The following is a 23,078-nucleotide window of genomic DNA, read 5'->3' as shown; positions in this document are numbered from 1 at the left end:
AGGGAAGATTCTTTGCAGAATACATCCTCAAACAAGGGCCCGCGCCCCTTAACTCAAGACAGCCCCACGCTCAACCGGGAAGAGGCAGCAAACCTCGAATCCGGGGTGGCGCGCCTATAGATATGTACCCGCTGGCCCATAACCTCGCCGCTGCCGAGATCCGAAGGTGACTAGGACCCGCTGGGTATTGGACAACTCCCAGACAGGCCTCTTACCAGTGGGACGCTCGGTCAGTCACAACGCAGACGGGGAGGAGAAGCGGTTGCTCAACGCCGCATCCGACGTTCACGCCGACGACCTTTCACTTTGGGCACCGGTTCATCGGCGATGAGCTGAAGGGGCCCGGACACCGGGCCAGCGAGCGGCGGATGTCGCGAGTGTGCTCCCTGCAACTCATCTTCTCGGTCACTGTGCGACGACCTAGGGAAACGGCACGAAGCTGGACCCGCCGGCCTGCGAAGACCTGCTCGAACGTGACTTCACTGCAAACGGCATCAACGAGAAGTGACCGATAGATGCCACCGAGCACCATACCGGCCAGGGCAAGCACTACCTGCGCGCGACCTAAGGCCCCTGCTCGGGAAGAACCATCAGCTAAACCACCGGCAAGCGGAAGGAGTCCCGGCTGGCCGTCGCGGCACTGGTGGGTGCAGCGGCCCGCTCCAAAGGGTCGGTAGCAATGGCCGGGCTGATCGTCCCCAGCGAATGCGGTAGCGAATTTCGACCACTGAAGTTCCAGCAGGCGTTGAAGCACCACAGGGTGATCGAGTCGACGGGCCCGGCCGGAGCTTCCCGGGCCAACGCGGCGATGGAGAGCTTCTTCACCAACCTCCAGAAGAACGTGCTGACCGCGGACGCATAAGTCCCAGGAACGAGCTGCGTCTGTCAATCATCGACTGGAACGACCCAACCTACCAACGCCGAAGACATCGACACATCAGCGAACTGACCCCGGTTCAACACAAAACCATCCATCAACACGCCGTCGCTCTGAGGGTCTTAACCGCCGAGTCAACTAAATCCTTAGCAGACCCACATCCAACTATCCACAATCAGAAGATCGCCCTAACACGAGTGTCGCATGCTTATCAGATCGAGCTCCGTCCAGGAATGATAGAGATAGTGGCACGAGGACCAAGTAGATGAAACTCTGTATAAACGCATTTATAGACGTAATAGACACCTGACTCGCAAAGGCTATGAGCAAAACAGACGCGTAGATTGAAACAAAAGAAGAGGCACGATCGTGTATCACCTGAACAATCTTAAACGCTACCACAAGAATAACAGCAAATAATAGCAGGCCGACAATATTACTCGAAAGAAAAACCTCAAGCCAGCTTAGAAGAATCTGATCCCGGGTAAGAGAATTCCCATATATGAGTTGATTGTAGAACGCTGTCCCGGTGTCATTCCGCCACACCTCGCCGATGCCGGGTATGGGACTCAGGATGGATGCGATGACAGTTCCACCGGGCCAGTAACTGCCGTCGAAAATAATTGCCGTTTGAAGCGGCGATTGCCCATAGAGCAACACCGTCTGAACTGTAGTCCGCAACCATGATCCTTCAGCCACGTAGGCACCCGACGGGGCAAACAACTCTGAACGGAAGGAACCTATCTGAATGAAGGCCAACCCGGCAAGCAAGGAAACCCAAACAATACGTCTAAACTTAATCTCTATGTCGAAGTAGATGATGTAGCTGGCTAGAACACCTACAAGTGGAATAAGTAGAGTAGCACGGTTTAGTCCGTACGACCCAAGAGAGAAGTAAGATACAATCAAAAGGACAATTATAAGAAGGAATGAGAGTTTCCCCGATTTTTCTCGCCGTCGCACAAGGAGCAAAGCAATCGCAAGGGGGAGCATGGGCCGCAGAAGATTGCTAGTCAGCTGCGCAATGCCGCTCTGAACGTCCTGTCCAGCGGACTGCAATACACGGTAGTCCTCTATCGTAACGAAACTCCAGAGGGAATCCACCGAAGGGAAACGCAGGACCAAACCTACGATGCCCAAACACATGAGTATGACGATCACGCGATCTGTCACTCCAGTTCGAAGACTCCTACCCCCAACCGGACTAGTCAACTTGCTACTAGGTGTTTTCGATCGCATCGCGAAGAAGCTAAAGAGGAATACGGCAGCAAAGTAGATCACTCCGACCCAAAGTACTTTCTCGGCGCTCGAGTAACTGCCATAATCTCTATACGGGACCGGATCTTGGCCCACGTATAGAATCAGAAGAGGGACTACTGAACCTCGCAAGAACTCGAATGCTCCAAAAAATGTCCATACGGCAGTAGACCGAGACTTCACCCTGGCTAGCCGCATGAAGTAAAGTGCGCTTAAAGTAGCGTGCACAATTGCTGGACCAGCAAGTCGAGATTCCTGATCCCCCTTGGCACTTGCTCCCACATATAGGAAAGCAAGTAAGAGCAGGGCTATCAAGCTGAGGACAAGAAGCGAAGCAGAGGTCTTTCTTATCAAGTCGCTACCCTATATCTGTTTTCCATCTTGTCTATGCGCATGACCTGCCTGATCTCCTCAATCTCCACCTCTCGGCTGCACTGAAAATGCAAACTACTATCGTCGAGGATGCTGCATGAGGCGCAGAAACTCGACCCATCGGTCTTGGACTTCGCTTCGTCTATACCGAGCCGTCACCATCGCTAGAGCATTCGAGGCATATCTCTCAGCAACATTAGCCTCAGACAACACAATGCGCAGTTCATCTGCAAGTGCGACATCGTCGTCGATGTCAGCCAGACCGCCAGTCAGTCGATGTTCGACTAAGTCAACGATCCCCGTTGCGCGTGTAGCGACCACGGGGACCGACGTTGCAAATGCCTCAAGCACCACAGTCGGAAGTCCTTCGCGTCGGCTAGGCAGACACAGTACGTCAGTGATAGCCAAGTACGGCGCTACATCTGTGACTTCACCCGCAAAAGTCACGGAATTCGTAGCCGCACGCAACGTTTCCAAATCGGCTTCACTCGACTCTTCCGTGCCACCTACAATCAAAAGTTGCACGTTTAGAGATGGGTCCAACCTGGCGACAGCACGAGCCAAGCAATTCAATCCCTTATCATTATTTAACCTGCCGATAAAAGTAATAACAGGCCTGTCACTCGCGATACGTAATGATTTTCTCAGGCATGCTTGGGCAACCCGGTTTTCGCGAGCGGCTTTGAAGTGTTCAAGATCGACGCCATTAGGGCTACCGAATCCCAAGACTCTAATCTTTTTCGGATCACATAACTGTAGCCTGACCAACTGATTTGACAACGATTCCCCGACCGGCACTACTGTGGTGGCCAGCCGACAAGTAAGCCTCTCCATCCAGGCAAGAAGCTTGCGCTTCCAGCCACGAGAACCTTCTAAACGTAAGCCGTGTACCTCATAGATCCGGTTGGGCACACCTGTCATGGAAGCCGCTGCGAGGCCGAGGAGGGATGCTTTTGGTGTTCCGAGCACAACCACATCAGGCTTCACCTCCCGAAACAACTTTCGCCATCTCATCAATGCGACGAGATCATTCAACGGGTCTGGCTCTCTGCTCATACTTACTTCGTGCAAGTGGACACCGGGCGCAGTTTCGGCGGCCAAATTAGTTCCTGGTGAACATGCCAGATGCACATTCCATCTTGCTGCGTTAAGCCGCTGCCAAAGCCCTTGGTGGTACCTGAGCTGGTAGTCGATGGTCATACCAAAAAGAACCGAACCAGCGTTAGCCATGTGCGACATCACTTCCTGCAGAGTTGTAGGCAAGCGCTTGAACAACCCATGTCTGATCCACGGGAGGGGAATCTTGTCCCTCCTGCATCTGACCGAACCACATTACTTCGATTCGACGCGCCAATCCCGCAGCCTTGGGGCTGAACCTGCCAGCGAACTTCCCGCACCGCACTGCATACCGGCAGAGTTCGGCTGGCAGAACTCGGGGTTCACGTCCACCGGCCAACTTGAGCACTTCGCGTGTGGTTAGCCCCTCCCAAGGCTGTAGCTGAATTGCCGGTTGCGCGGAAGTTTTTACCCCAACACTGATGACGAACTCAGCCAAACCCGTGACGCTGCTGACGATCGTCGGACGGTCTCCGGGCGACGCAACGCTCGAAAACGGCGACCGCGCGACACGCTGCAGAGTGGTAGTTGTTTTTCGACCTTTTCCTTGTACCGATGTCGCCCGAACTACAATCTTGTCGACCTCCCCAAAAAGGTTCCGCGGTTCGACAGCGAGGAACGCCCGTTCTCCAAGCGCCTTAGATCTCGAGTACGGCGAGAAAGGATCTACATACGGCGTAGCATCTAGGATGTGTTTCTCCCCCTGCACGGCCGCAGAGCTGATGTGGATTACTCGGGTAGCGCCAGCCATAGTCGCCGCGTACACAACTACAGCAGGTAATAGGCCATTTGCTCCGAAAATCGAGGACGACTCACTTCCGTCCGGTTCAGCAAGGCCGGCCGCATTGACAACCACGTCGAAGCCCGCGAGTTCCGCAGCAAGCCGGCTGATTTCATTGCTCCCCGCTGCGACCTTGGCGGCAGCCAGCCCATCATCCTCATTCGGGGGAAGAACCAGCCTAGGTGCTGGAACCGCCTTCACCTCAAAGCTCCGTTCCATCAGTCGGCTGACAATAGCGGATCCGACGAAGCCAGAACCACCGATCACCGCCCATCGGCGTGGCCTCCAATCAGGGCGACCTGGAACTGTAGAAGTGAACTGACCTGGACGAGCCGGCTTGGGCGCACTCATTCTATTTTCCCTTCCCTAGCTGCGGCATTATCAAGTAGAACGAGCTCAGTACAATGAGCAGAACGGATGCGAAAGCGATAGACAATAAATCCGCTTCAATCGCTATTCCTAGGATGCCACAGATTGCCGATAGAAGAGAGACGGTGGATGCAACACCGAGATGAGACATGCCACGCGACGTTAGCTTCTGGTAGGTGTGCGACCGGTGAGCTTCAAAAATCGGGTCTCCCCGTAGACTCCGCCGCACCAGCGTTGAAACCGTGTCCGCGAGGTAGATAGCCAGGGGCGCCATGGCAGCAATCGGATGAATGCCACTAACTGCAGAAGCGATGGCCATCCCAGCCGTCAAGGCACCGAGAAGGTAGCTACCGACATCTCCAAGGAACATTCCAGACGGCGCTAGGTTCCAGGGAAGGAAGACGAGGTACGCCGCCGCTGTGATAGTCCCCGAAGCGACCAGCCAGTCCAAATTATTAATGAAGCCAAGGCAAGCAAAAGATATGCCTACTACTGTCCCATAGAGGCTAGAGATGCCATTGACACCGTCCATAAAATTTGTAAAATTGATAATAGCTGCATACGCGATGGCAAGCGGCGGCACCATCCACATGGCATAACTGGACGACGAGATCAAAAAAACCGATAGCACTACGCCAATAATAATCTGAATCGCTGCACGTAGCAGGGTACTCACTCCCCGCAAATCCTCAACCAGTCCGACGATGCTAGCTAGTAAAGAGGCGCCTAGAACAATCATTAAAGAGATACCGTGATCGAGGCGATCTTCAAAGGTTGCATACACCACGCTTCCAGCTACCGCGACCCCTAACATTTGCGCGACACCGCCGCCCCTGATAGTCGGCTGAGTGTGCGATGAACGATGGTTGGGGCGGTCTACGACCCCCCACCGCCCGAGAAGTGGCCGGAGAAGGATCGGGGATAGCCCTGCAACTGCCGCAGCCAGTAAGCCCGGGAGAAGTATGGTGTTTATCATTTGTCGACCATGCCGTCAATAGTCGCCGCAACCAATCTATAAGACTGGTCAGCTGTCTCACGAATCTTCAACCGTTCAGTCTTCATGTTCGCGAGGGTCCCTTTCCACGTCTGCACATTTGACTCCCAGCACCACTTCAGTTTTGCCGCACCTCTCCAGCCAGACGAACTTCTCCAGCTTGGTCGGTGACAACATCTCTACCAGGGCATGAGAGATCTTGGGGTGGTACGGTCGCTCGTCGCCCTCACCGAGACCAACTAACTCCTCATGCATCTTCTCGCCTTCCCGCAACCCCGTGAAGACGATGTCGATGTCCTTCCCCGACATCTCAATCATCCGCTCGGCGATGTCCATGATCCGCACGGGTTCACCCATGTCCAGAATCAAGACTTCGCCGGCGGAACCGATGGCGCCCGCCTGGAGCACCAGCTGGCAGGCCTCGGGAATGGTCATGAAGTAGCGGGTGATATCCGGATGGGTGACCGTCAGGGGGCCGCCCTTCTCGATGAGGGAACGGAAGGTCGGCAACATGGATCCCCTGCTGCCGATCACATTGCCGAACCTGACAGAGAGGTACGGCCGTCCAGTTTCCTCGCCCATCCAGGCCGTCAGTTTCTCCGCAACGCGCTTGGAGTGCCCCAGCACGCTGGTCGGATTCGCTGCCTTGTCGGTGCTGATGTTGATGAACGTCTCCACCTCGGCCTCGCGGGCGGCTTCGAGCACATTCAATGTACCCAGCACGTTTGTCTTCCAAGCCTCTTCCGGGTACTGCTCGAGCATCGGCAGGTGCTTCAACGCAGCCGCGTGATAGACCACCTGAGGACGACGCTCACGGAAGACCTGCTTCATGGTCTCCGGCTCGCGGATATCTGCAAGAACCACGTCCTTGGTGTGCAGCAGTCCGTGGCCGACAGTCTCGAGCTGCGCGAGCTGCAGACCCGTCTCATCTCGATCGACCATGATCAGCTCGGCGGGCGCATGCTTGAGGACCTGTCGGCAAAGCTCTGAACCGATAGAGCCGCCGGCACCGGTGACCAGAACACGCTTCCCCGCGATGTAGTGCGCGATCGATTCGACTTCAGTGTCCACCGGGTGGCGTCCGATCAGATCTTCGATGGATATCTGGCGGAGATCGGTCAGCCGAGTCTTACCCTGCATGATCTCTTCAAGGAGGGGAAGCACACTGACTGTGAGTCCAGCGTCCTTGGCTGCATCAGTGATCGTTCGCACCAGGTCTGAATCGGCGCGACCGATCGCAATGATCAGATCTGTGGCACCGGTCTCCTCAGCTACCCGCGCCATGTCCTCCAGGCCACCCATAACGCGAGTGCCGCGGATCTCCAGGTTCGACAGGTGCCTGTCATCGTCCAGCAGCGCCACGGCGCGGTATGGGGATTCCTTGTCTGTCTTCATGCGGCGGATCATCGTTTCGCCCAGATACCCCGCGCCATAGATGATCGTGGGCTTAGCTGCCCCGCTCGGCCCAGCTCGGTGCTCACGGAGAAGTCTGTAGAGATAGCGGATCGCCAGCATCAGAATCAGGGCGACCGGTGTGGCGATCAGGAAGACACTCCTGGGTACGTCCCACACCGTGCCCAGGACGAACACCAGGAGAGACGTCACCAGACCGACAATGGCCACGACCAGGGTCACAGTCTTGACCTCTTCGAAGGTGCCATAGGGGTGGCGCCCTCGGTACAGACCGAAAACATACCCCAAGATCGTCTGCAGACCTACGGCTCCGAGTGCGAAAAGGAGGACGCCAGCCCAGGCCGCCCCCGGAACATTGAATTCGTATCGGAGCCAGACAGCCAGAACAACGGCGAGGAACCAAGCGAAGGCGTCGCAGGCCCAGAAGGCAAATCGAGCAGTCGGATTAAGTGGCTGGCGGATCACCAGGGTCTCCTTTGACGAGTATTCGCGTTCCAGAGCCCCGTCACCCTGTCGAACTACTCAACGACGCGCACGACTACTCCTCAGATGCGTGCACAGGTTTACGCTCCCGACACTATTCCAGGAGTGTTTCAAATACCAAACCACATGGCATCAGCACGCAAGGCGCGCCGACCATACAGTCACTCCACAGTCACTGACTTTGCCAGATTGCGGGGTTGATCAACGTCATACCCCTTAGCGGAGGCCAACTCCAGCGCGAATATCTGCAGAGGAACCGTGGTCAGAAGCGGCATGAGCATAGGCAGCGTCTCGGGCACATAGAAAGTGGTCTCCGCATACTGCTTCACATCTTCGTCACCCTGTTCGGCGACGACAATCGTCTTTGCACCACGCGCCCGGACTTCCTGGATGTTGGAGACGACCTTCGCATGGAGCGAGTGACGGTCCATCGGTGATGGGACCACGACGAAGACCGGCTGTCCCTCATCGATCAGAGCGATCGGGCCATGCTTGAGCTCACCGGCGGCGAAGCCTTCTGCATGGATGTAGGCCAGCTCCTTGAGCTTGAGTGCACCCTCAAGAGCCACCGGGTAGCCGACGTTACGCCCCAGGAAGAGCACCGATCCGGTGTCCTTCATGGACCGAGCGAGCTCCTTGACCTGGTCAGCCTGGTCCAGAACGGTCTGGATCTTGGCAGGGATCTCAGCCAGCTGAGCCAGGATGTCCTTGATGGCCTGGCTGTACAGCTTCTTGTTCAACTGCGCCAGGTACAGGCCGAGCAGGTAGGCAGCAGTGATCTGTGCCAGGAAGGCCTTGGTCGAGGCCACGGCGATCTCCGGGCCGGCGTGCGTGTACAGCACAGCGTCGGACTCACGCGGGATGGTCGAGCCGTTGGTGTTGCAGATGGAGACGGTTCGTGCGCCCTGCTCCTTGGCATAGCGAACAGCCATGAGGGTGTCCATGGTCTCGCCGGACTGGGAGATCGAGACGACCAAGGTGTTCGGGTCGATGATCGGGTCCCGGTAGCGGAACTCGTGGGAGAGCTCGACCTCGACAGGAATACGGCACCAGTGCTCGATGGCGTACTTGGCGACCATGCCGGCGTAGGCAGACGTGCCACACGCCAGGACGATGATCTTGGTGATCGACTTCAGTTCCTCGGGGTCGATACGCAACTCGTCCAGGATCAGCTGACCGGCAGCATCGGTGCGGCCCAGGAGAGTATCGGCGACCGCGTGAGGCTGGTCGTGGATCTCCTTCTCCATGAAGGTGTCGTAGCCGTCCTTCTCGGCGGCGGAAGCATCCCAGTCGACGGTGAACTGCTTGCCCTCGGCCGGATTGCCCATGAAGTCGGTGATCTCCACGGAATCCGGAGTGATGGTCACGACCTGGTCCTGCGCCAGCTCGATGGCGTCACGGGTGAAGTCGATGAAGCCGGACACGTCCGAGCCGAGGAAGTTCTCGCCCTCACCCAGTCCCACGACCAGCGGTGAGTTGCGGCGCGATGCCACCACCATGCCCGGGTGATCGGCGTGGACTGCCAAGAGCGTGAACGCGCCCTCCAGACGCTGAGAGGCCAGCTGCATGGAACGGGTCAGGTCCTGGTTGCCGGTGGTGCGGTAGATCTTCGCCAGCAGGGCGGCAGCGACCTCGGTGTCGGTCTCAGACCGGAAGGTGACGCCATCGGCGAGAAGCTCCTGCTTCAAGGTGGCGTAGTTCTCGATGATGCCGTTGTGGATCAGCGACAGCTGGTCGTCATCGGCCAGGTGCGGGTGGGCATTGACGTCGGTGGGACCGCCGTGGGTGGCCCAGCGGGTGTGGCCGATGCCGACGGAGGCCTTGTCCACCGGATGCTGCTCCAGCTCCGATGACAGGTTGGCCAGCTTGCCGGCCTTCTTGCGGTGCTGGACCTCACCGTTGGCGACAACTGCCACGCCAGCCGAGTCATACCCGCGATATTCCAGGCGCTTGAGCCCCTCCATCAGCACGTCCAGAGCGGTGTGCTCCTGGAGCTGAGAGGGCAGACCAACGTAACCAACGATTCCACACATGAGGGACAGCATATCCGCACATAAGGATTTGCCCGCTCACTTTCTGCTGCAAGCCCGTGTGATCCCCCGCTCAGGACTTGAACGCCTCGTTCGTGATTCCAGTGGCGTATCCCTGAGGATTCATCGACTGCCACTGCCACAGATCTCTGACCATCTCATCTACGCCACGGATAGCGCGCCATGGAGAACGGCGAGAAATCTCAGACACTTCTGCGAAGCTCGTCGCGCTGTCTCCCGCACGGCGATCCACTCGTTCGATCGGTATCTCCCGACCAGTGACTCGTTCGAAGGCTTCAACCATCTCCAGCACAGATATGCCTGTTCCCCGCCCGACATTCCAGGTCAACACTCCCGAGCTCGCACCAACCGCGTCCAACGCAGCAAGGTGCGCATCAGCAAGGTCGACGACGTGCACGTAGTCCCGCACTCCAGTGCCGTCTGGAGTCGGGTAGTCATCACCGAAGACCTTCAGTGCCGGGTAGGTGCCGTCGGCAACTCGCGCCATGTAAGGCATCAGGTTGGCTGGGACGCCCCGCGGGTCTTCCCCTAACCGGCCGGAAGGGTGCGCGCCCACGGGATTGAAATACCTCAGAAGTGCCATGGACAGCTGAGGTTGGGCGGCCTGAATATCAGTGAGGACCTGTTCAGCCATCCGCTTGCTCCATCCATACGGATTACCAGGGCGGAGCTCCGCTGTTTCATCGACCGGCATCTGCGCCTCTGGGCTATACACGGTGGCTGATGAGCTGAAGACGAAAGAAGATGCACCGGCCTTGACAGCGGCCTGGGCGACATTGACTGTGCCCTGGACGTTGGTTGTGTAGTACCGCTCCGGTTCCGCCACGGACTCTCCAACCGATTTCAATCCGGCGAAGTGGATGACGGCTTCCGGACGCCAGACATCGAAAAAGTCTGCAAAGGAGCCTGTGTCACGCACGTCGCCCCGATGGATGCTCAGATCCCGCCCTGCGATGTCTTGTACGCGTTGCAGAGACTCTGGCTGAGAGTTCTCGAAATTGTCCAGTACAGCCACGTCATGCCCCTCTTCGAGAAGCCGAACGCAGGTATGCGACCCGATATAGCCGGCTCCGCCGGTGACGATAACACGCATGGTCTCAAGATACCCGCACTCAGTGCTTGCCTCATGTGCCCGACAATGGAAGGCATGGGCCGTCGTCGTGCAATTCTCCGTGCTGTGCTGGGCGCTTCGCTGGTCCTCCTGCTGATCGGCGCCATCACTGGTGTCGGCCTCTGGCGAGCCGTGTTCCGCCCGAGTGTGGACGGCCCGATCGCACAGGCGGATGCGCTCCTGGTCCTGGGTCCTGCAGACGGAAAACTCGCTGAGGCCGTGCAGCTGATGAATGACGGGGCCGCGGACACGCTGGTCATCTCCGATCAGGACCAGCGGGACGGTACACCTGGTGCCTGCCGGCCGGAGGTCGTCGATGAGGTGCTGAGATTGGGATGGGCACCCGGAGGTCCGCATCAGCTTCTGTGCTTCCGTCCGATTCCGGTCACCACTCAAGGTGAGGCCATGGGCATCCACAACCTGGGTGCGCACCATGGCTGGACGAGCCTGAATGTCTTGGCGTACCCCGAACACATCACTCGCGCGCGGATCCTGGTGGACCGTTGCTGGTCTGAGGAATCGGCCTACCTCGCCGCGCCTGACCGCACTGCTTCTCAGGGAGGCCGTGCAGCGTGGAATGCCTTCTGGTATCAGAGTGGAGCTCTCGGCAAGGCGGCCCTCACCCCAGGTTGCGATGACATGCTGCCGCCATGGCTGGAGCAGCTCAGCTGGCGACTCTAATTCGTCCCCCCCACTTCACAAGCCCCCTCCCCCGCTTCTAGCGTCATCCCTATAGTGCGTGCCAGCGGTGCCGGCAGGTCCGGCCACCGCCGACACCCCACCCGGTGCGCACGGAGCGGAGATTCGCCATGAAGGCACTCACCTGGCAGGGCAAGCGCAGCGTCAGCGTGGAGCAGGTCCCGGATCCACGCATCCAGGAGCCCACCGACGCGATCATCAGGATCACCTCCACCGCCATCTGCGGATCGGACCTGCACCTCTATGAGGTCCTCGGGCCATTCATGGATGCCGGCGATGTGATCGGGCACGAGCCCATGGGGATCGTGGAGGAGGTGGGCTCCGAGGTCACCCACATCAAGCCCGGCGACCGCGTGGTCATCCCGTTCAACATCTCCTGCGGACACTGCTGGATGTGCCAACGCGGTCTGCAGTCCCAGTGTGAGACCACCCAGGTCCGCGAGCAGGGCTCCGGCGCCGCACTGCTGGGCTACTCCCGGCTCTACGGCTCCGTCCCCGGCGGGCAGGCCGAGTACCTGCGCGTCCCCCACGCCGACTACGGCCCCATCAAGATCCCCCACACCGGCCCGGACGAGCAGTGGCTCTACCTCTCCGACATCCTCCCCACCGCCTGGCAGGGCGTGAAGTTCGCTGAAGTCCCCGAGGGCGGATCACTCGCCGTGCTGGGACTGGGCCCCGTGGGCCAGTTCGCCGCGAGGATCGGAGTCCACCTGGGGTACCAGGTGTTCGGCGTGGACTCCGTCGCCGAGCGCCGGGCCATGGCAGAGCGCCACGGAGTCACCGTGGTGGACGCCGACGGCCTGATCGGCAAGCACGTGGCAGAGACCCTGCGGGAGGCCACAGGTGGCCGCGGCGTGGACGGCGTGGTCGATGCCGTGGGCATGGAAGCCCATGGCTCGCCGGTGGCTGGGGCTGCACATGCCGCCGTCGGGATGTTGCCTGATGCCGTGGGGCGCCTCGCCATGAAGAACGCTGGCGTGGACAAGCTGGCCGCACTGCACACCTCGATCGACGCGGTGCGCCGCGGCGGCACCGTATCCATGAGCGGCGTCTACGGCGGCATGGCAGACCCGATGCCGATGATGACCATCTTCGACAAGCAGATCTCCCTGCGGGGAGGTCAGTGCAACGTCAAGCACTGGATCGATGATCTGATGCCGCTGGTGGACGACCCCTCCGACCCGCTGGGCGTGCTGGACTTGGCCACCCACCAGGTGCCATTGGATGAGGCTCCACGCATGTACGAGCTGTTCCAGAAGAAGCAGGACGGCTGCATCAAGGTGGTGCTCAAGCCATGACCGAGCTGACCGGCAGCACCGGGATGCGCGTGGTGGTGGTCGGGGCCACCGGGAACGTGGGCACGGCCCTGCTGTACCGGCTGCAGACCGCAGCCGAGGTGGACTCGATCGTGGGGATCTCCCGCCAGGGCCCGGACCGTGGCGGGCCACCGTATGAGGGTGTGGAGTGGCACCAGATCGACGTGTCCGCTGACAACGCCGGGCCCGACCTCGAAGCAGCCATGCGCGGCGCCGACGCAGTGATCGATCTGGTGTGGGTGATTCGGCCCAACCGCGACCGGGAGCACCTGCGCGCGGTGAACGTGCGCGGCAACCAACGGGTCTTCCAGGCAGCCGTGGCCGCCGGGGTGCCGCACCTGGTCTACGCCTCCTCCGTGGGGGCCTACGGACCGGGTCCGAAGGACCGTGCTGTGGACGAGTCCCACCCGACCACCGGGACGCCGTCCTCCCACTACGCGGCCCAGAAGGCCGAGGTGGAGGAGCTGCTGGACCAGGTGGAGCGGGAGCACCCCGAGATACTGGTCACCCGCCTGCGCCCGGGGCTGATCTTCCAGGCCGGTGCGGCACCGGAGATCAAGGACTACTTCCTGGGTGACCTGGTCCCCGCCGGACTCGTGGACGGACTGCGAGTGCCGGTGCTGCCGTTCCCGCGGGGGCTTCGGTTCCAGGCGGTGTCGGCGTTCGATGTGGCCGAGGCCTACTGGCAGGTGGTGCGGCAGAAGGTGGGCGGTGCCTTCAACGTGGCCGCTGATCCAGTGCTCGACGCGCAGACCATGGGGCAGCTGCTGGGAGCGAAGAGGTATCTGGAGCTGCCGATGCCGGTGTTCCGGGCGGCAGCCGCCCTGACCTACGCCGCGAGGCTCCAACCCACCGATCCTGGGTGGCTGGACATGGCCGCAAACGTCCCGGTGATGGACACCTCAGCCATCCGCCAAGCCGTGGGATGGACAGAGACGTCCACCTCTCAGGAGGCCGTACGGGAGCTGCTGGACCACATGGCAGACGCCGAAGGCCTGGGCAACGCGAAGCACCGGTCGACGTCGCCGGTGGAGTGAGGTGAGCTGGCGGCAGGACGTCCTGCCGCCACCGCCTCAGGTGTCCAGCCCGATGGCATGGCGGACGCTCGCCGGAGGCTGTTCGCCGCGAGCCCGGTACGCCCGTGCCACCTTCTGTGCGCGTTCCTTGCGCAGCTGCTCGCGGGGATTGATGCCCGGCTGCCGACTGGCTGTGGAGTAGATGTCGAAGCCGATGTACTTCAACCTCCACAGGAACCGATACCAGGGTGAGAGCCCGGTGTTGTCATGCACCAGGGGGTGGGTCCGCTCACTCTCGTGCTCCGGGGCGACTCCGTGGCTGGAGCCCGGATGGGACGTGAACTGCGCGTGCTTCCGTGTCTGATCCTTGTCGACGTGGGCCATGACCGGCCTCCTGTCCAGAGACGCCACCGCCAGTTCGATGGCGTGCACGTCACGCTACGCCCGACCGACCGGTAACCGAAGAGCTCGAGACCGGGCAGGCTCTCAGATCAGTCCGTGCCGCCCAGGAACCGCGTGGACAGGGTCTCCTCGCTGATCTTCTGCACCTCGGCCTGCTGGTCCTGGGCGACCTTGTAGAGCCGCTCCATCTCGGCCCGGTCCAACTCAGGGGTGTGGTCTGCCAGCTCCGCCAGCACGTCCCACATGGCCGCCTTGGCCTGCAGGGCACCCTGAAGCAGGTCCAGCTCCACCTGGGTCCAGCCGTTGCCCTTGGACCGGGTCAGGTTCACCGGGTTGAGCCGACCGGCCACCTCAGCCACCTGACCCACGGCCTCCTGCAGCGCCGGCGTCTTCATGCCCAGCCGTGCGATCAGCTCCTCCAGGGACCGCTGATCCGCGGCGACATCCTCGGCCAGCTTCACCAGCCGCTGGGCGTACGGGGTCCCCTCCCAGGTGTCCGCTGCAGTGCGGAACATCTTCACCCCGGACCGGGATCCCAGCAGGTGCTGGTTCAGGTAGTCCTCCAGCGTCTCCCGGTCCAGGGCCGAGTCCGCCGCCGAGCGCTCCTCTCCGGAGACCGGGGTGGGATCGGCGCTGAGATCCGGATCCACGTTCACGTGCGGGTCCGGAATGGAGGCGGGGCGCGGGGTCTGGTTCTGTGGGGTGCTCATCACTCCATCCCACCAGCCCCGGCACCGCTGGCACAAGGCCTCAGATCGTCCTGTGGCCTCAGTCCCGGCCCCAGAAACGGTCCTCGGCAGCTCCATCCTCTGAGAACAGGTGCACCTGGGTAATCAGCCCGTCCTGAACGGTCAGCAGGTCCACGCCGGCTATGTCCAGGCGATCTCCCTTCCGCTCCCCGGCGAACCGCACCGGGCAGGCGACGAGAGGGCCGTTGACCATGGGCTTCCCGGTCAGCTCCAGCCTGAACGTCCCACCGCTGATCTGATGCATCTCACCCACCACGGCGGCAACGGATTCGGGGCCGCGGTGCACTCCGCTGAAGCGGTTCTGTCCAGGCTGATGCCACTGCACCTGCGGACTCAGACGGGTCATGGCCCCAGCCACGTCACCGGCGACCAGCGCCTGGACGTACTCGGTGGCGACGGTGAGCGCGCTGGGTGGCGCAGACGACTTCGGCGTATCCATGGGTCCTCCTAGAGTGATGTTCGGATCCGGGTGATCCAGCGACTCGAGGATCGTGTCAACACCGCACCAGTTACCTCAGCGTCAGGAAGGGCAGGACGAGATGAGCGCGGACTCAGGACTGAGCGACACCCAGTGGAACGTGCTCTCTGAATCCTGTCCGTCTCGCACGTCCTTGGCCCGGATCGCGAACAAGTGGACGGCCATGATCGTGATCGTCCTGACGGACGGCCCACAGCGTTTCGGCGCCATCCAGCAGACCGTCCAAGGCATCAGCGGCAAGGTCCTCACAGACACCCTCCGAGCGCTGGAACGGGACGGCATCCTGACCCGCCATTCCTACCCGGAGAACCCACCGCGCGTGGAGTACGAGCTCACCGCTCTGGGCCGGACCCTGACCGAACCGCCACCGCGCTGGGGAGGTGGGCCGAGGAGCACTTCGACGAGGTCCTGGCCGCCCGGGACCGCTGCGACGAGCAGAACGACCCGGTGACCACCCCATGACACCCCCACTCCTCCGCTCCGGCGCGCCACGCCCCCTGCGCCTGACCCTCGCCGCGGTCGCGGTGAGCCTGGCACTGACTGGATGCACGTCGTCGGGATATCCCGCCGATCCTGACGGGACCCTGGACTCGATCTCCGGGGGCACCCTGCGGGCCGGCGTGAGCCACCACCCGCCGCACGTGGACGCCCGCGGGGCCGAGCCCACCGGGCCTGAGGCCGAGCTGATCCGTGGCTTCGCCGCCGCCCATGACGCCGAGGTGGAGTGGACCGTCTCCAGCGAGGAGTCGCTGATGACCGCGCTGGAGAAGGGCGATCTGGACCTGGTGGCCGGCGGCCTGACCACCTCCTCCCCCTGGACCAGCCACGCCGCCCTCACCCGCGGGTACACCGAGGTCACCGGGCCTGACGGCGAGCCGGTGGAGCTGGCCATGGCCGTGCCGCTGGGCGAGAACCAGATGCTCGGCGCCTTGGAAGCCCACCTGGATCAGGAGGGCCAGCAGTGAGCGGCGAGCAGGCCACCGGCGGTGCCCAGCGCCACCAGGCAGACCTTCCCGACGACGGCCGGTCGCCCTCTGCAGCAGGGCGGCGGTTCGGTGCCACGGAGCTTCCCCCGCAGATGCAGCGGGTGGTGAAGAAGGCGATCGTGCTGGAGTGGGTGACCCTGGGCGTGATGGCACTGACCATCACCGCGGTGGGGATCGTGATGGGCAGTTCCCAGGCCATGCGGGCGGCCTGGATCGAGGACCTGCTCTCACTCATCCCGCCCATCGCGTTCCTCGTGGCCATCCGGGTGATCAACCGGCCGCCCTCACGCAACCGCCCCTACGGGAACCACCGGGCCGTGGGCGTGGGGCACCTGGTGGCCTCCGTGGCGCTGCTGGTGATGGGCGCACTGCTTGTGGTGGACTCCGCGCTGGGGCTGATCACCGGCGAGCATCCGCCGATCGGCACCTTCCACCTGTTCGGGCAGACCGTGTGGCAGGGCTGGTTCATGATCGGCATCATGCTGCTCTCCGTACCCGGGCCCGTGATCCTGGGGCGGATGAAGCTCAAGCTGGCCGAGCAGTTGCATGACAAGGTGCTCTACGCGGACGCGGACATGAACACGGCCGACTGGCAGACCGGGCTGGCCACCGCCGTGGGTGTGGCCGGCGTGGGCCTGGGGCTGTGGTGGTTCGACGCCGCCGCCGCGCTGTTCGTGGGGGCCAGCATCCTCAAGGACGGTCTGTCCAACGTGGCCACCGCCATCACTGACCTGGCCGACTCCCGCGCTCGAGAGCTGGAGGGCACGGGCCCCCACCCGCTGATCAGCGAGCTGGAGCACTGCGCCCAGACCACCGACTGGGTGGAACAGGCCGGGGCCCGCGTGCGGGACGAGGGGCACGTGTTCCATGTGGAGCTGTTCGTGGTGCCGCGGAGTGCTGGCGGAACTGCTGGTGGTGCTGGGACTGGATCGCACGCTGCCGGAGCCCGCCCTGCGCCGGTCCCCGTGGACGTGCGTGCGCTGGAGGAGCTGCGCGGACGCATCGTGGACCTGGACTGGAAACTGGAGGACGTCGTCGTGGTCCCCGTGACCGAACTGCCCCAGGAAGTCCGCCCCTCCCCTGACAACTGATCACGTGCACAATAGATGCGCTCTGCCTCGGCGTGTCTCGACCTGTGGCGTGCACGTGTTCGGGCCGGGAGCGGCCAGGCACGGAAACCTTGGCTTCGCTCACTCCATATACAAGGTTTCTGATGTCGACACCCCCTCCTGGGTGGTTCGCTGGGAAGAACGTCCGTGGGGGGCCAACACGTCCGAGGAGGTGGCAGCTCAGGGCCCTCGCGCCGTCAGCGGCTTGCCGCGCGTGGCCCCTACAGAGCCGCTGTGCCGGCCGCCATCGCGCACTTGCCCGTCCACACCTCTCCGGAAGTGACCGCCGCCGCCGAGGATGCACTGCAGGAGATCACTCGCTTCGACGCCGAACTGACCCCAGGACTCTCTCACCTGGGTGCCGCCGCTGACGGTGAGCTTGCACCTCTCTCCACTGTCCTGCTGCGCACGGAGTCGGCATCGTCCTCTCCGATCGAGAACGTCACGGCAGGTGCCAAGGCTCTCGCCCTGGCGGCCCTCCAGGAGAAGACGGGAACCAATGCCACGCGCGTGGCCGTCCATGTCGATGCCGTGCAGCTGCAGACCTCTCCGATGAGCTGACTACTGCCTTCACGACCTGGTGGACTTCTGCCATCGCACGGGTGGCCCAGGAGATCGTCGAGGCGCTGGACGCCTTCGGCGCTCGAGTCAGACGCCGATGAGCACGCCCCTCCCGCGAACCCGCCCTCACTCCTGGAGCAGTGCCGTCATCCGGTAGGGGATAACCGTGCGCAGGAACATGCTGGTGGAGGTGCGCAGGATGCCCGGGCACAGGCGGATCTCCTCCGAGACCCGGTAGAGATCATCCGGATCCCGGGCCACCACCCGGCACAGCAGGTCGGTCTGGCCCGCTGGGGCCATCACCTCGATCACCTGCGGGATGCGGGCCAGCCCGGCCACGGCGTCATCCAAGTGGTGCTGATTCAACTCCACGGCCACGCTGGCCATGATCCCGTGTCCCAGGGCGGCCGGATCCAGGCGGGTGCTGTGCGGGCGCAGCCGGTCAGAGGTGCGGTACCGCTCCAGGCGCGTATGGATGGTGCCGCGCGCCAGCCCCGTGCGCTCGGCCAGGGCCAGCACCGTCATCCGGGGGTCCTCATCCAGCGCGGCCAGCAGACGCCGATCGATCTCGTCCAAGGGTGTCATCGTCGAGTTGACCACCAATGATGCCTTCCTCCGTGCCGATCTGATCAGATTGACCGCCTTCATGATACTCGTTTGCGCAGACTCCACACCCAGGTCTTGACTGATGCTCAGAAGACGCAGACCCTCCACCAGAGGTGACCGTCCTGGCCGCAGGATGCATGCCCACCGGCAGACATCCAGCGCACCTCGCTCACCACCCCGCAGCGAGCGCCAGCCACACCGCGTGCGAGGCCCCGACCCCCGGGGTCCGCACGCGGAGGCACCTCTGCTGTTGACTGGACCCATGCAACGGCCCCCGCACCTGACCCTCCATCCACTCACCGTGGAGGACGCCCCAGCCATGGTCAGCGTCCTGGCCGACCCTGCGCTGTATGAGTTCACCGGCGGGGAGCCGCCCACGGAAGAGCAGCTCACCCGCCGCTACACCGCTCAGTCACAGGGGCACTCCCCGGACGGTACGGAGCAGTGGATCAACATGATCGTGGTCCTGCATCCCGGAGCGCAGCCGATCGGTTTCGTCCAGGCCACCGTCCCCACGGACGGGGGCCCCGCGGAGATCGCCTGGGTCATCGGCGCACCGTGGCAAGGCCAGGGTCACGCAGCCGAGGCAGCCCGCCAGCTCCTGGCCCACCTGGCCGAACGCGGCGTGACCGAGGTGCTCGCCCACATCCACCCGGACCACACCGCCTCCCAGCGGATCGCCACGCACCTCGGCCTGCACCCCACCAGCGAGGTGGTGGACGGCGAGATCGCCTGGCGCGGCACGCTGCCCTGACCCCCGCCCCCGTAGGCCACCCTGGGCACACTCGTGTTTAATGGGCGGGTGACATCATGCGCTGGAGCTGAGACCGGACCGTCCTCAGCGACCCCGGATACTCCAGCCCCCACCACGCCCGTCAGCCCCATCACGGCAGCGGTCTCGCCCGTCCCCCCAGCGGATGGCAGCGTCCCGGCCTGGGCCGGGTCCCCGCCGGAACCTGAGCCTGGGGACCATCACTACTCCCCCTTCGTGGAGCTGGAGCGCGAGACCTGGGCCCGCCTGGCCTCCTCCATCGAGCAGCCCTTCGACCAGGCCGATGTGGACCGGTTGCGCGGTATCGGCGAACACCTGGACCTGCGTGAGGTGGCCGAGGTCTACCTGCCCCTCTCCCGCCTGCTCTCCATCCACGTGGACGCCGCTGCCCACCTGCGCCGGGCCTCCAACGACTTCCTGGGCGAGTCCACCCGCCGCACCCCGTTCGTGATCGGCGTGGCCGGCTCCGTGGCTGTGGGCAAGTCCACCACCGCGCGTGTGCTCCAGGAGATGCTGCGGCGCTGGCCCAACACCCCGCGCGTGGAGCTGGTCACCACGGACGGCTTCCTCTACCCCAACGCCGAGCTGCGGCGCCGCGGACTGATGGAGCGCAAGGGCTTCCCCGAGTCCTACGACCGCCGGGCCCTGCTGCGCTTCGTGGCCGATGTGAAGTCCGGCGCCCCCGAGGTCCGCGCCCCCATGTACTCCCACCTGACCTATGACATCCTGCCGGACGAGGAGGTCGTGGTCCGCCGCCCGGACGTGCTGATCATGGAGGGCCTGAACGTGCTGGCCCCACCGCGCGTCCGCGCCGACGGCACCACCGGCCTGAGCGTCTCGGACTTCTTCGACTACTCCATCTACGTTGACGCCAAGACCGCCAGCATCGAGCAGTGGTACGTCGAACGCTTCATGCGCCTGCGCTCCGGCGCCTTCGCCGACCCCAAGTCCTACTTCCACCGCTACGCCACTCTCTCCGACGCCGAGGCCGAGGAGACTGCCCAGGACATCTGGGACCGCATCAACGGCCCCAACCTGGAGCAGAACGTGCGCCCCACCCGCGGCCGCGCCAAGCTCGTGATGTCCAAGGACGTGGGCCACACCGTCCGCCGCGTGCTGCTGCGCAAGGTCTGACCCATGCGACGCGCCCTGCCCCTGCTCACCACAGCGGCACTGCTGGCCGCCCTCACCGCCTGCACCCCCGCCCCTGAGCCGGCTGACGCACCCACCTCACCCAGCGCATCCACCGCGCGCACCACCTCCACCCCGACGACGGCCCCCTCGCCTACCGCGAGCGCCTCACCCACGCGTTCCGTCGCCACCAGTGCCGCCCCGTCGGCGTCGATGTCCTCGTCCGAGGACACACCGTCAACGCGGTCCCCCTCCCCCACCGTGGCGCCTTCCTCCACGGCCCCCACCACCGTCGCGCCGACCGCTGCTGGCCCGTCCCTCGCGCCCCTCCACCGCGATCCGGACTCGCTGCAGGTCCTGGTGAACAAGCATCACCCCGTCCCGGCGAACTGGAGGGCGCCTGATCTGGTCAGTGCCGGCGTCGTGGGCAACCGGCAGGGCATGCTCCTGCGCAGGCCGGCCGCCCAGGCCCTGCAGGGAATGGTGGCCGCCGCTCGGGCGGACAGGATCGAGCTGATCCTGGTCAGCGCGCACCGCACGCACGACTACCAGGCCGGTCTGTACTCCAACAGCATCCAGCGCAACGGTCTGGCCCACGCTGACCGGTACTCCGCGCGCCCGGGCCACTCCGAACACCACACCGGGCTGGCCGCGGACCTGGCAGCCGCGGACGGAACGTGCACCCTGCAGGGCTGTTTCGCGGACACCCCGGAGGGCCGGTGGATCGCCCAACACGCCGTGGAGCACGGCTTCGTGATCCGCTACCCGCAGGGCTCCGAGCCCATCACCGGATACGGAGCCGAACCGTGGCACCTGCGCTACCTGGGCGTGGAGCAGGGGCAGGCCGTGATGGAGGCCGGTGGGATCGTGGAGACCGCCTGGGGCGCCGACCCCGCACCGGACTACCTCCCGTAGCCGCGCGTCCCACAGCCCCGGCCCCTGCTCTCGCACCCTTCCCGGGACACTTAACGCACCCGGGCGCCCTGGAAGTGTCCCGGGAAGGGGGTGGAGGCACCCACTCCTGCACAGTTCCTCATGAACACGTCATGTCGTTCTCATGAACGGCTCATGGTCAGTCCGTAGATTCGGTCTTCATCGCCAGCTGACCGGAGGGACCACACCATGGGCATCAACATCGCCTTGTACTCCCACGACTCCGTGGGACTGGGCCACGCCCGCCGCAACCGAGCCCTGGCGTGGGCTCTGGCGGAGACCCTGCCCCGCCTGACCGGTCAGACCACCGCCGGACTGCTGATCGCCGGCCACCCGGACGCCAGCCAGGACAGCCTGCCGGAGGGCTGGGACTGGCTGCTGCTGCCCGGGTTCGCCCGCACCCCGGACGGCTACGCCCCGCGGTCCATGGGCGTGAAGTCGGACCAGCTCACCGATCTGCGTTCGGGGATCGTGGCCGCGGCCCTGGACTCCTTCAGCCCGGACCTGTTCATCGTGGACCGGCACCCCTTCGGTGTGGACGGCGAGCTCAAGCCGGCCCTGCAGAACCTGCGCGATCGGCACCGGTGCACCACCGTGCTGGGCATGCGTGACGTGCTGGACACCCCCTCGGCCGTGCAGCAGGAATGGGAGCAGATCGGTGGCGGCGCGGAGGCCGCCCGCCACTATGACGCCCTGTGGGTCTACGGGGACGCCCAGGCCTACGATCCCCTGTCCACCGGGGAGATCCCGGGCGAGTTCGCTGACCGCTCCTACTTCACCGGGTACCTGGCCCACGGCCGCCCGGAAGACACCGGCCGCCCCGTGGAGGCGCCCTACTTCCTGACCATGGTCGGTGGCGGGTCGGACGGCGGCGCGATCGCCCGGGCCGCAGCCGCCGCCCCGGTCCCCGCCGGCCACCGCCACCTGATCGTCACCGGCCCCCAGATGCCGGAGGAGGACGTGGACCAGGTGTACGCCGCTGTGGCCACCAACCCGGATCAGTCACTGCTGGACGGGGCGGACGGCGGCTCTTCCGCTCCCCGGATCCGGGTGCTGCGCTCCACCGCGAACATCCCGGCGCTGATCCAGCACGCCGCCGGTGTGGTCTGCATGGGCGGGTACAACTCCGTGGCCGAGGTGATGGCCACCGCCACCCCCGCGCTGGTCATCCCCCGCAGCTCCCGCCGGGCCGAGCAGCCGCGCCGTGCCGAGGCGCTCAGCTCGTCCGGCGCGCTGGAGACCCTCCCGGCGGACCAGCTCACCCCGGAGCGTGTGGGCGAGTGGTTCCGCAGCGCCCGGGACCGCCGGGTCTCCCGGGACCACCTGGAGCTGGACGGTCTGCGCACCGTCGGCCAACTCGCCGCGGATTTGCTGGGTCAGGCCCCGGAACGATTCCCCGTCCCCACCCTCACCGCCCCCGCCGACGCCTCGAGCCCCGCTGGCGAGTCGGTCCGCTCCCGCGCCCCGGAGGTCGCCCGTGTCCGCTGAATCCCCCG

The 23,078-nt window shown here is 63.7% G+C and carries 23 protein-coding genes; 12 read left to right on the top strand and 11 right to left on the bottom strand.

Annotated features, from left to right (window positions below):
- Positions 1–679: 679 nt before the first annotated feature.
- A complete protein-coding gene (locus BM355_RS01005; RefSeq protein WP_091692973.1) occupies positions 680–862 on the top strand; it encodes a hypothetical protein in 183 nt (60 codons plus the stop codon).
- A gap of 180 nt (positions 863–1,042) precedes the next feature.
- Here the strand turns inward: BM355_RS01005 and BM355_RS14005 are convergent, their stop codons facing one another.
- From BM355_RS14005 to galE, 7 genes are all read right to left on the bottom strand, one after another.
- Entirely contained in the window at positions 1,043–2,038 is a 996-nt protein-coding gene (locus tag BM355_RS14005) for a hypothetical protein (RefSeq protein WP_143109367.1), read from the bottom strand.
- 546 nt (positions 2,039–2,584) lie between these two features.
- The gene (locus tag BM355_RS01000; RefSeq protein WP_091692971.1) at positions 2,585–3,745 is read right to left on the bottom strand and encodes a glycosyltransferase family 4 protein; all 1,161 of its coding nucleotides are present in this window, start codon (positions 3,743–3,745) and stop codon (positions 2,585–2,587) included.
- Positions 3,729–4,754, bottom strand: a complete 1,026-nt coding sequence (locus BM355_RS14895; RefSeq protein ID WP_091692969.1) for an NAD-dependent epimerase/dehydratase family protein — start codon at positions 4,752–4,754, stop codon at positions 3,729–3,731. The genes BM355_RS01000 and BM355_RS14895 overlap by 17 nt, the downstream gene beginning before the upstream one ends.
- A gap of 1 nt (position 4,755) precedes the next feature.
- Positions 4,756–5,559 (bottom strand): MraY family glycosyltransferase, encoded by an 804-nt coding sequence (locus BM355_RS00990; protein ID WP_177227784.1) that lies wholly within the window; start codon positions 5,557–5,559, stop codon positions 4,756–4,758.
- A 264-nt stretch (positions 5,560–5,823) separates the two neighbouring features.
- On the bottom strand, positions 5,824–7,644 hold the full coding sequence (locus BM355_RS00985) for a polysaccharide biosynthesis protein (RefSeq protein WP_245760505.1): 1,821 nt from the start codon (positions 7,642–7,644) through the stop codon (positions 5,824–5,826).
- A gap of 179 nt (positions 7,645–7,823) precedes the next feature.
- Complete coding sequence (glmS, locus tag BM355_RS00980) at positions 7,824–9,695, bottom strand: glutamine--fructose-6-phosphate transaminase (isomerizing) (protein ID WP_091693837.1); 1,872 nt, start codon at positions 9,693–9,695, stop codon at positions 7,824–7,826.
- 70 nt (positions 9,696–9,765) lie between these two features.
- Positions 9,766–10,806, bottom strand: coding sequence for a UDP-glucose 4-epimerase GalE (gene galE, locus BM355_RS00975; protein ID WP_091692965.1), 1,041 nt, complete (start codon positions 10,804–10,806; stop codon positions 9,766–9,768).
- Between the two features lie 54 nt (positions 10,807–10,860).
- Here galE and BM355_RS00970 point away from each other — a divergent pair, with 54 nt between their 5' ends.
- The 3 genes from BM355_RS00970 to BM355_RS00960 all read left to right on the top strand — a co-directional run bounded on the left by BM355_RS00970 (position 10,861) and on the right by BM355_RS00960 (position 13,876).
- A complete protein-coding gene (locus BM355_RS00970) occupies positions 10,861–11,505 on the top strand; it encodes a hypothetical protein (RefSeq protein WP_143109366.1) in 645 nt (214 codons plus the stop codon).
- A 128-nt stretch (positions 11,506–11,633) separates the two neighbouring features.
- Positions 11,634–12,821 carry a zinc-dependent alcohol dehydrogenase gene (locus BM355_RS00965; RefSeq protein ID WP_091692960.1) on the top strand — a complete coding sequence of 396 codons (1,188 nt, stop codon included), beginning with the start codon at positions 11,634–11,636 and terminating at the stop codon, positions 12,819–12,821.
- 23 nt (positions 12,822–12,844) lie between these two features.
- Entirely contained in the window at positions 12,845–13,876 is a 1,032-nt protein-coding gene (locus BM355_RS00960; RefSeq protein WP_091693833.1) for an NAD-dependent epimerase/dehydratase family protein, read from the top strand.
- Positions 13,877–13,912: 36 nt separating this feature from the next.
- On the opposite strand, the gene BM355_RS00955 is transcribed toward BM355_RS00960, so the two are convergent.
- The 3 genes from BM355_RS00955 to BM355_RS00945 form a co-directional block, all read right to left on the bottom strand.
- Positions 13,913–14,239, bottom strand: a complete 327-nt coding sequence (locus tag BM355_RS00955) for a hypothetical protein (RefSeq protein WP_245760504.1) — start codon at positions 14,237–14,239, stop codon at positions 13,913–13,915.
- A gap of 107 nt (positions 14,240–14,346) precedes the next feature.
- Complete coding sequence (locus BM355_RS00950; protein WP_245760503.1) at positions 14,347–14,967, bottom strand: hypothetical protein; 621 nt, start codon at positions 14,965–14,967, stop codon at positions 14,347–14,349.
- Between the two features lie 58 nt (positions 14,968–15,025).
- Positions 15,026–15,445 (bottom strand): nuclear transport factor 2 family protein, encoded by a 420-nt coding sequence (locus BM355_RS00945; RefSeq protein ID WP_091692957.1) that lies wholly within the window; start codon positions 15,443–15,445, stop codon positions 15,026–15,028.
- Between the two features lie 100 nt (positions 15,446–15,545).
- Between BM355_RS00945 and BM355_RS00940 the strand changes: the two genes are divergently transcribed.
- The 4 genes from BM355_RS00940 (at position 15,546) to BM355_RS00925 (ending at position 18,140) form a co-directional block, all read left to right on the top strand.
- Positions 15,546–15,935 (top strand): winged helix-turn-helix transcriptional regulator, encoded by a 390-nt coding sequence (locus tag BM355_RS00940; RefSeq protein ID WP_245760502.1) that lies wholly within the window; start codon positions 15,546–15,548, stop codon positions 15,933–15,935.
- A 7-nt stretch (positions 15,936–15,942) separates the two neighbouring features.
- The gene (locus BM355_RS00935) at positions 15,943–16,449 is read left to right on the top strand and encodes a transglycosylase SLT domain-containing protein (protein ID WP_245760501.1); all 507 of its coding nucleotides are present in this window, start codon (positions 15,943–15,945) and stop codon (positions 16,447–16,449) included.
- Between the two features lie 113 nt (positions 16,450–16,562).
- Positions 16,563–17,561: a cation diffusion facilitator family transporter gene (locus BM355_RS00930; RefSeq protein ID WP_091693818.1), complete on the top strand. Its 999-nt coding sequence runs from the start codon at positions 16,563–16,565 to the stop codon at positions 17,559–17,561.
- Positions 17,562–17,813: 252 nt separating this feature from the next.
- Complete coding sequence (locus BM355_RS00925; protein ID WP_143109365.1) at positions 17,814–18,140, top strand: hypothetical protein; 327 nt, start codon at positions 17,814–17,816, stop codon at positions 18,138–18,140.
- Between the two features lie 126 nt (positions 18,141–18,266).
- On the opposite strand, the gene BM355_RS00920 is transcribed toward BM355_RS00925, so the two are convergent.
- Positions 18,267–18,725 carry an Lrp/AsnC family transcriptional regulator gene (locus BM355_RS00920; protein ID WP_091693815.1) on the bottom strand — a complete coding sequence of 153 codons (459 nt, stop codon included), beginning with the start codon at positions 18,723–18,725 and terminating at the stop codon, positions 18,267–18,269.
- A 283-nt stretch (positions 18,726–19,008) separates the two neighbouring features.
- Here BM355_RS00920 and BM355_RS00915 point away from each other — a divergent pair, with 283 nt between their 5' ends.
- The 4 genes from BM355_RS00915 to BM355_RS00900 all read left to right on the top strand — a co-directional run bounded on the left by BM355_RS00915 (position 19,009) and on the right by BM355_RS00900 (position 23,070).
- A complete protein-coding gene (locus BM355_RS00915) occupies positions 19,009–19,500 on the top strand; it encodes a GNAT family N-acetyltransferase (RefSeq protein ID WP_091692953.1) in 492 nt (163 codons plus the stop codon).
- A gap of 234 nt (positions 19,501–19,734) precedes the next feature.
- Positions 19,735–20,652, top strand: coding sequence for a type I pantothenate kinase (gene coaA / locus BM355_RS00910; protein WP_245760500.1), 918 nt, complete (start codon positions 19,735–19,737; stop codon positions 20,650–20,652).
- A 3-nt stretch (positions 20,653–20,655) separates the two neighbouring features.
- Positions 20,656–21,564 (top strand): M15 family metallopeptidase, encoded by a 909-nt coding sequence (locus tag BM355_RS00905; RefSeq protein WP_091692950.1) that lies wholly within the window; start codon positions 20,656–20,658, stop codon positions 21,562–21,564.
- 207 nt (positions 21,565–21,771) lie between these two features.
- Positions 21,772–23,070, top strand: coding sequence for a glycosyltransferase family protein (locus BM355_RS00900; protein ID WP_091692948.1), 1,299 nt, complete (start codon positions 21,772–21,774; stop codon positions 23,068–23,070).
- Positions 23,071–23,078: the final 8 nt, after the last annotated feature.

This window comes from Micrococcus terreus (assembly GCF_900116905.1).
Lineage (GTDB): Bacteria > Actinomycetota > Actinomycetes > Actinomycetales > Micrococcaceae > Citricoccus > Citricoccus terreus.
Note: the sequence above shows the minus strand (reverse complement) of the source record. Positions and strands in the feature narration are given on the sequence as shown.

Bases quoted from the DNA above. Each gene is read 5' to 3' on its own strand.
- BM355_RS00950 (WP_245760503.1), bottom strand. From the start codon at position 14,967: ATGAGCACCCCACAGAACCAGACCCCGCGCCCCGCCTCCATTCCGGAC.
- BM355_RS14895 (WP_091692969.1), bottom strand. From the start codon at position 4,754: ATGAGTGCGCCCAAGCCGGCTCGTCCAGGTCAGTTCACTTCTACAGTT.
- BM355_RS00965 (WP_091692960.1), top strand. From the start codon at position 11,634: ATGAAGGCACTCACCTGGCAGGGCAAGCGCAGCGTCAGCGTGGAGCAG.
- glmS (WP_091693837.1), bottom strand. From the start codon at position 9,695: ATGTGTGGAATCGTTGGTTACGTTGGTCTGCCCTCTCAGCTCCAGGAG.
- BM355_RS00955 (WP_245760504.1), bottom strand. From the start codon at position 14,239: ATGGCCCACGTCGACAAGGATCAGACACGGAAGCACGCGCAGTTCACG.
- BM355_RS00940 (WP_245760502.1), top strand. From the start codon at position 15,546: ATGAGCGCGGACTCAGGACTGAGCGACACCCAGTGGAACGTGCTCTCT.
- BM355_RS00960 (WP_091693833.1), top strand. From the start codon at position 12,845: ATGCGCGTGGTGGTGGTCGGGGCCACCGGGAACGTGGGCACGGCCCTG.
- BM355_RS01005 (WP_091692973.1), top strand. From the start codon at position 680: ATGGCCGGGCTGATCGTCCCCAGCGAATGCGGTAGCGAATTTCGACCA.
- BM355_RS00920 (WP_091693815.1), bottom strand. From the start codon at position 18,725: ATGACACCCTTGGACGAGATCGATCGGCGTCTGCTGGCCGCGCTGGAT.
- BM355_RS00945 (WP_091692957.1), bottom strand. From the start codon at position 15,445: ATGGATACGCCGAAGTCGTCTGCGCCACCCAGCGCGCTCACCGTCGCC.
- BM355_RS00970 (WP_143109366.1), top strand. From the start codon at position 10,861: ATGGGCCGTCGTCGTGCAATTCTCCGTGCTGTGCTGGGCGCTTCGCTG.
- BM355_RS00900 (WP_091692948.1), top strand. From the start codon at position 21,772: ATGGGCATCAACATCGCCTTGTACTCCCACGACTCCGTGGGACTGGGC.
- galE (WP_091692965.1), bottom strand. From the start codon at position 10,806: ATGCGTGTTATCGTCACCGGCGGAGCCGGCTATATCGGGTCGCATACC.
- BM355_RS01000 (WP_091692971.1), bottom strand. From the start codon at position 3,745: ATGTCGCACATGGCTAACGCTGGTTCGGTTCTTTTTGGTATGACCATC.
- BM355_RS00930 (WP_091693818.1), top strand. From the start codon at position 16,563: ATGCAGCGGGTGGTGAAGAAGGCGATCGTGCTGGAGTGGGTGACCCTG.
- BM355_RS00905 (WP_091692950.1), top strand. From the start codon at position 20,656: ATGCGACGCGCCCTGCCCCTGCTCACCACAGCGGCACTGCTGGCCGCC.
- BM355_RS00915 (WP_091692953.1), top strand. From the start codon at position 19,009: ATGCAACGGCCCCCGCACCTGACCCTCCATCCACTCACCGTGGAGGAC.
- BM355_RS00935 (WP_245760501.1), top strand. From the start codon at position 15,943: ATGACACCCCCACTCCTCCGCTCCGGCGCGCCACGCCCCCTGCGCCTG.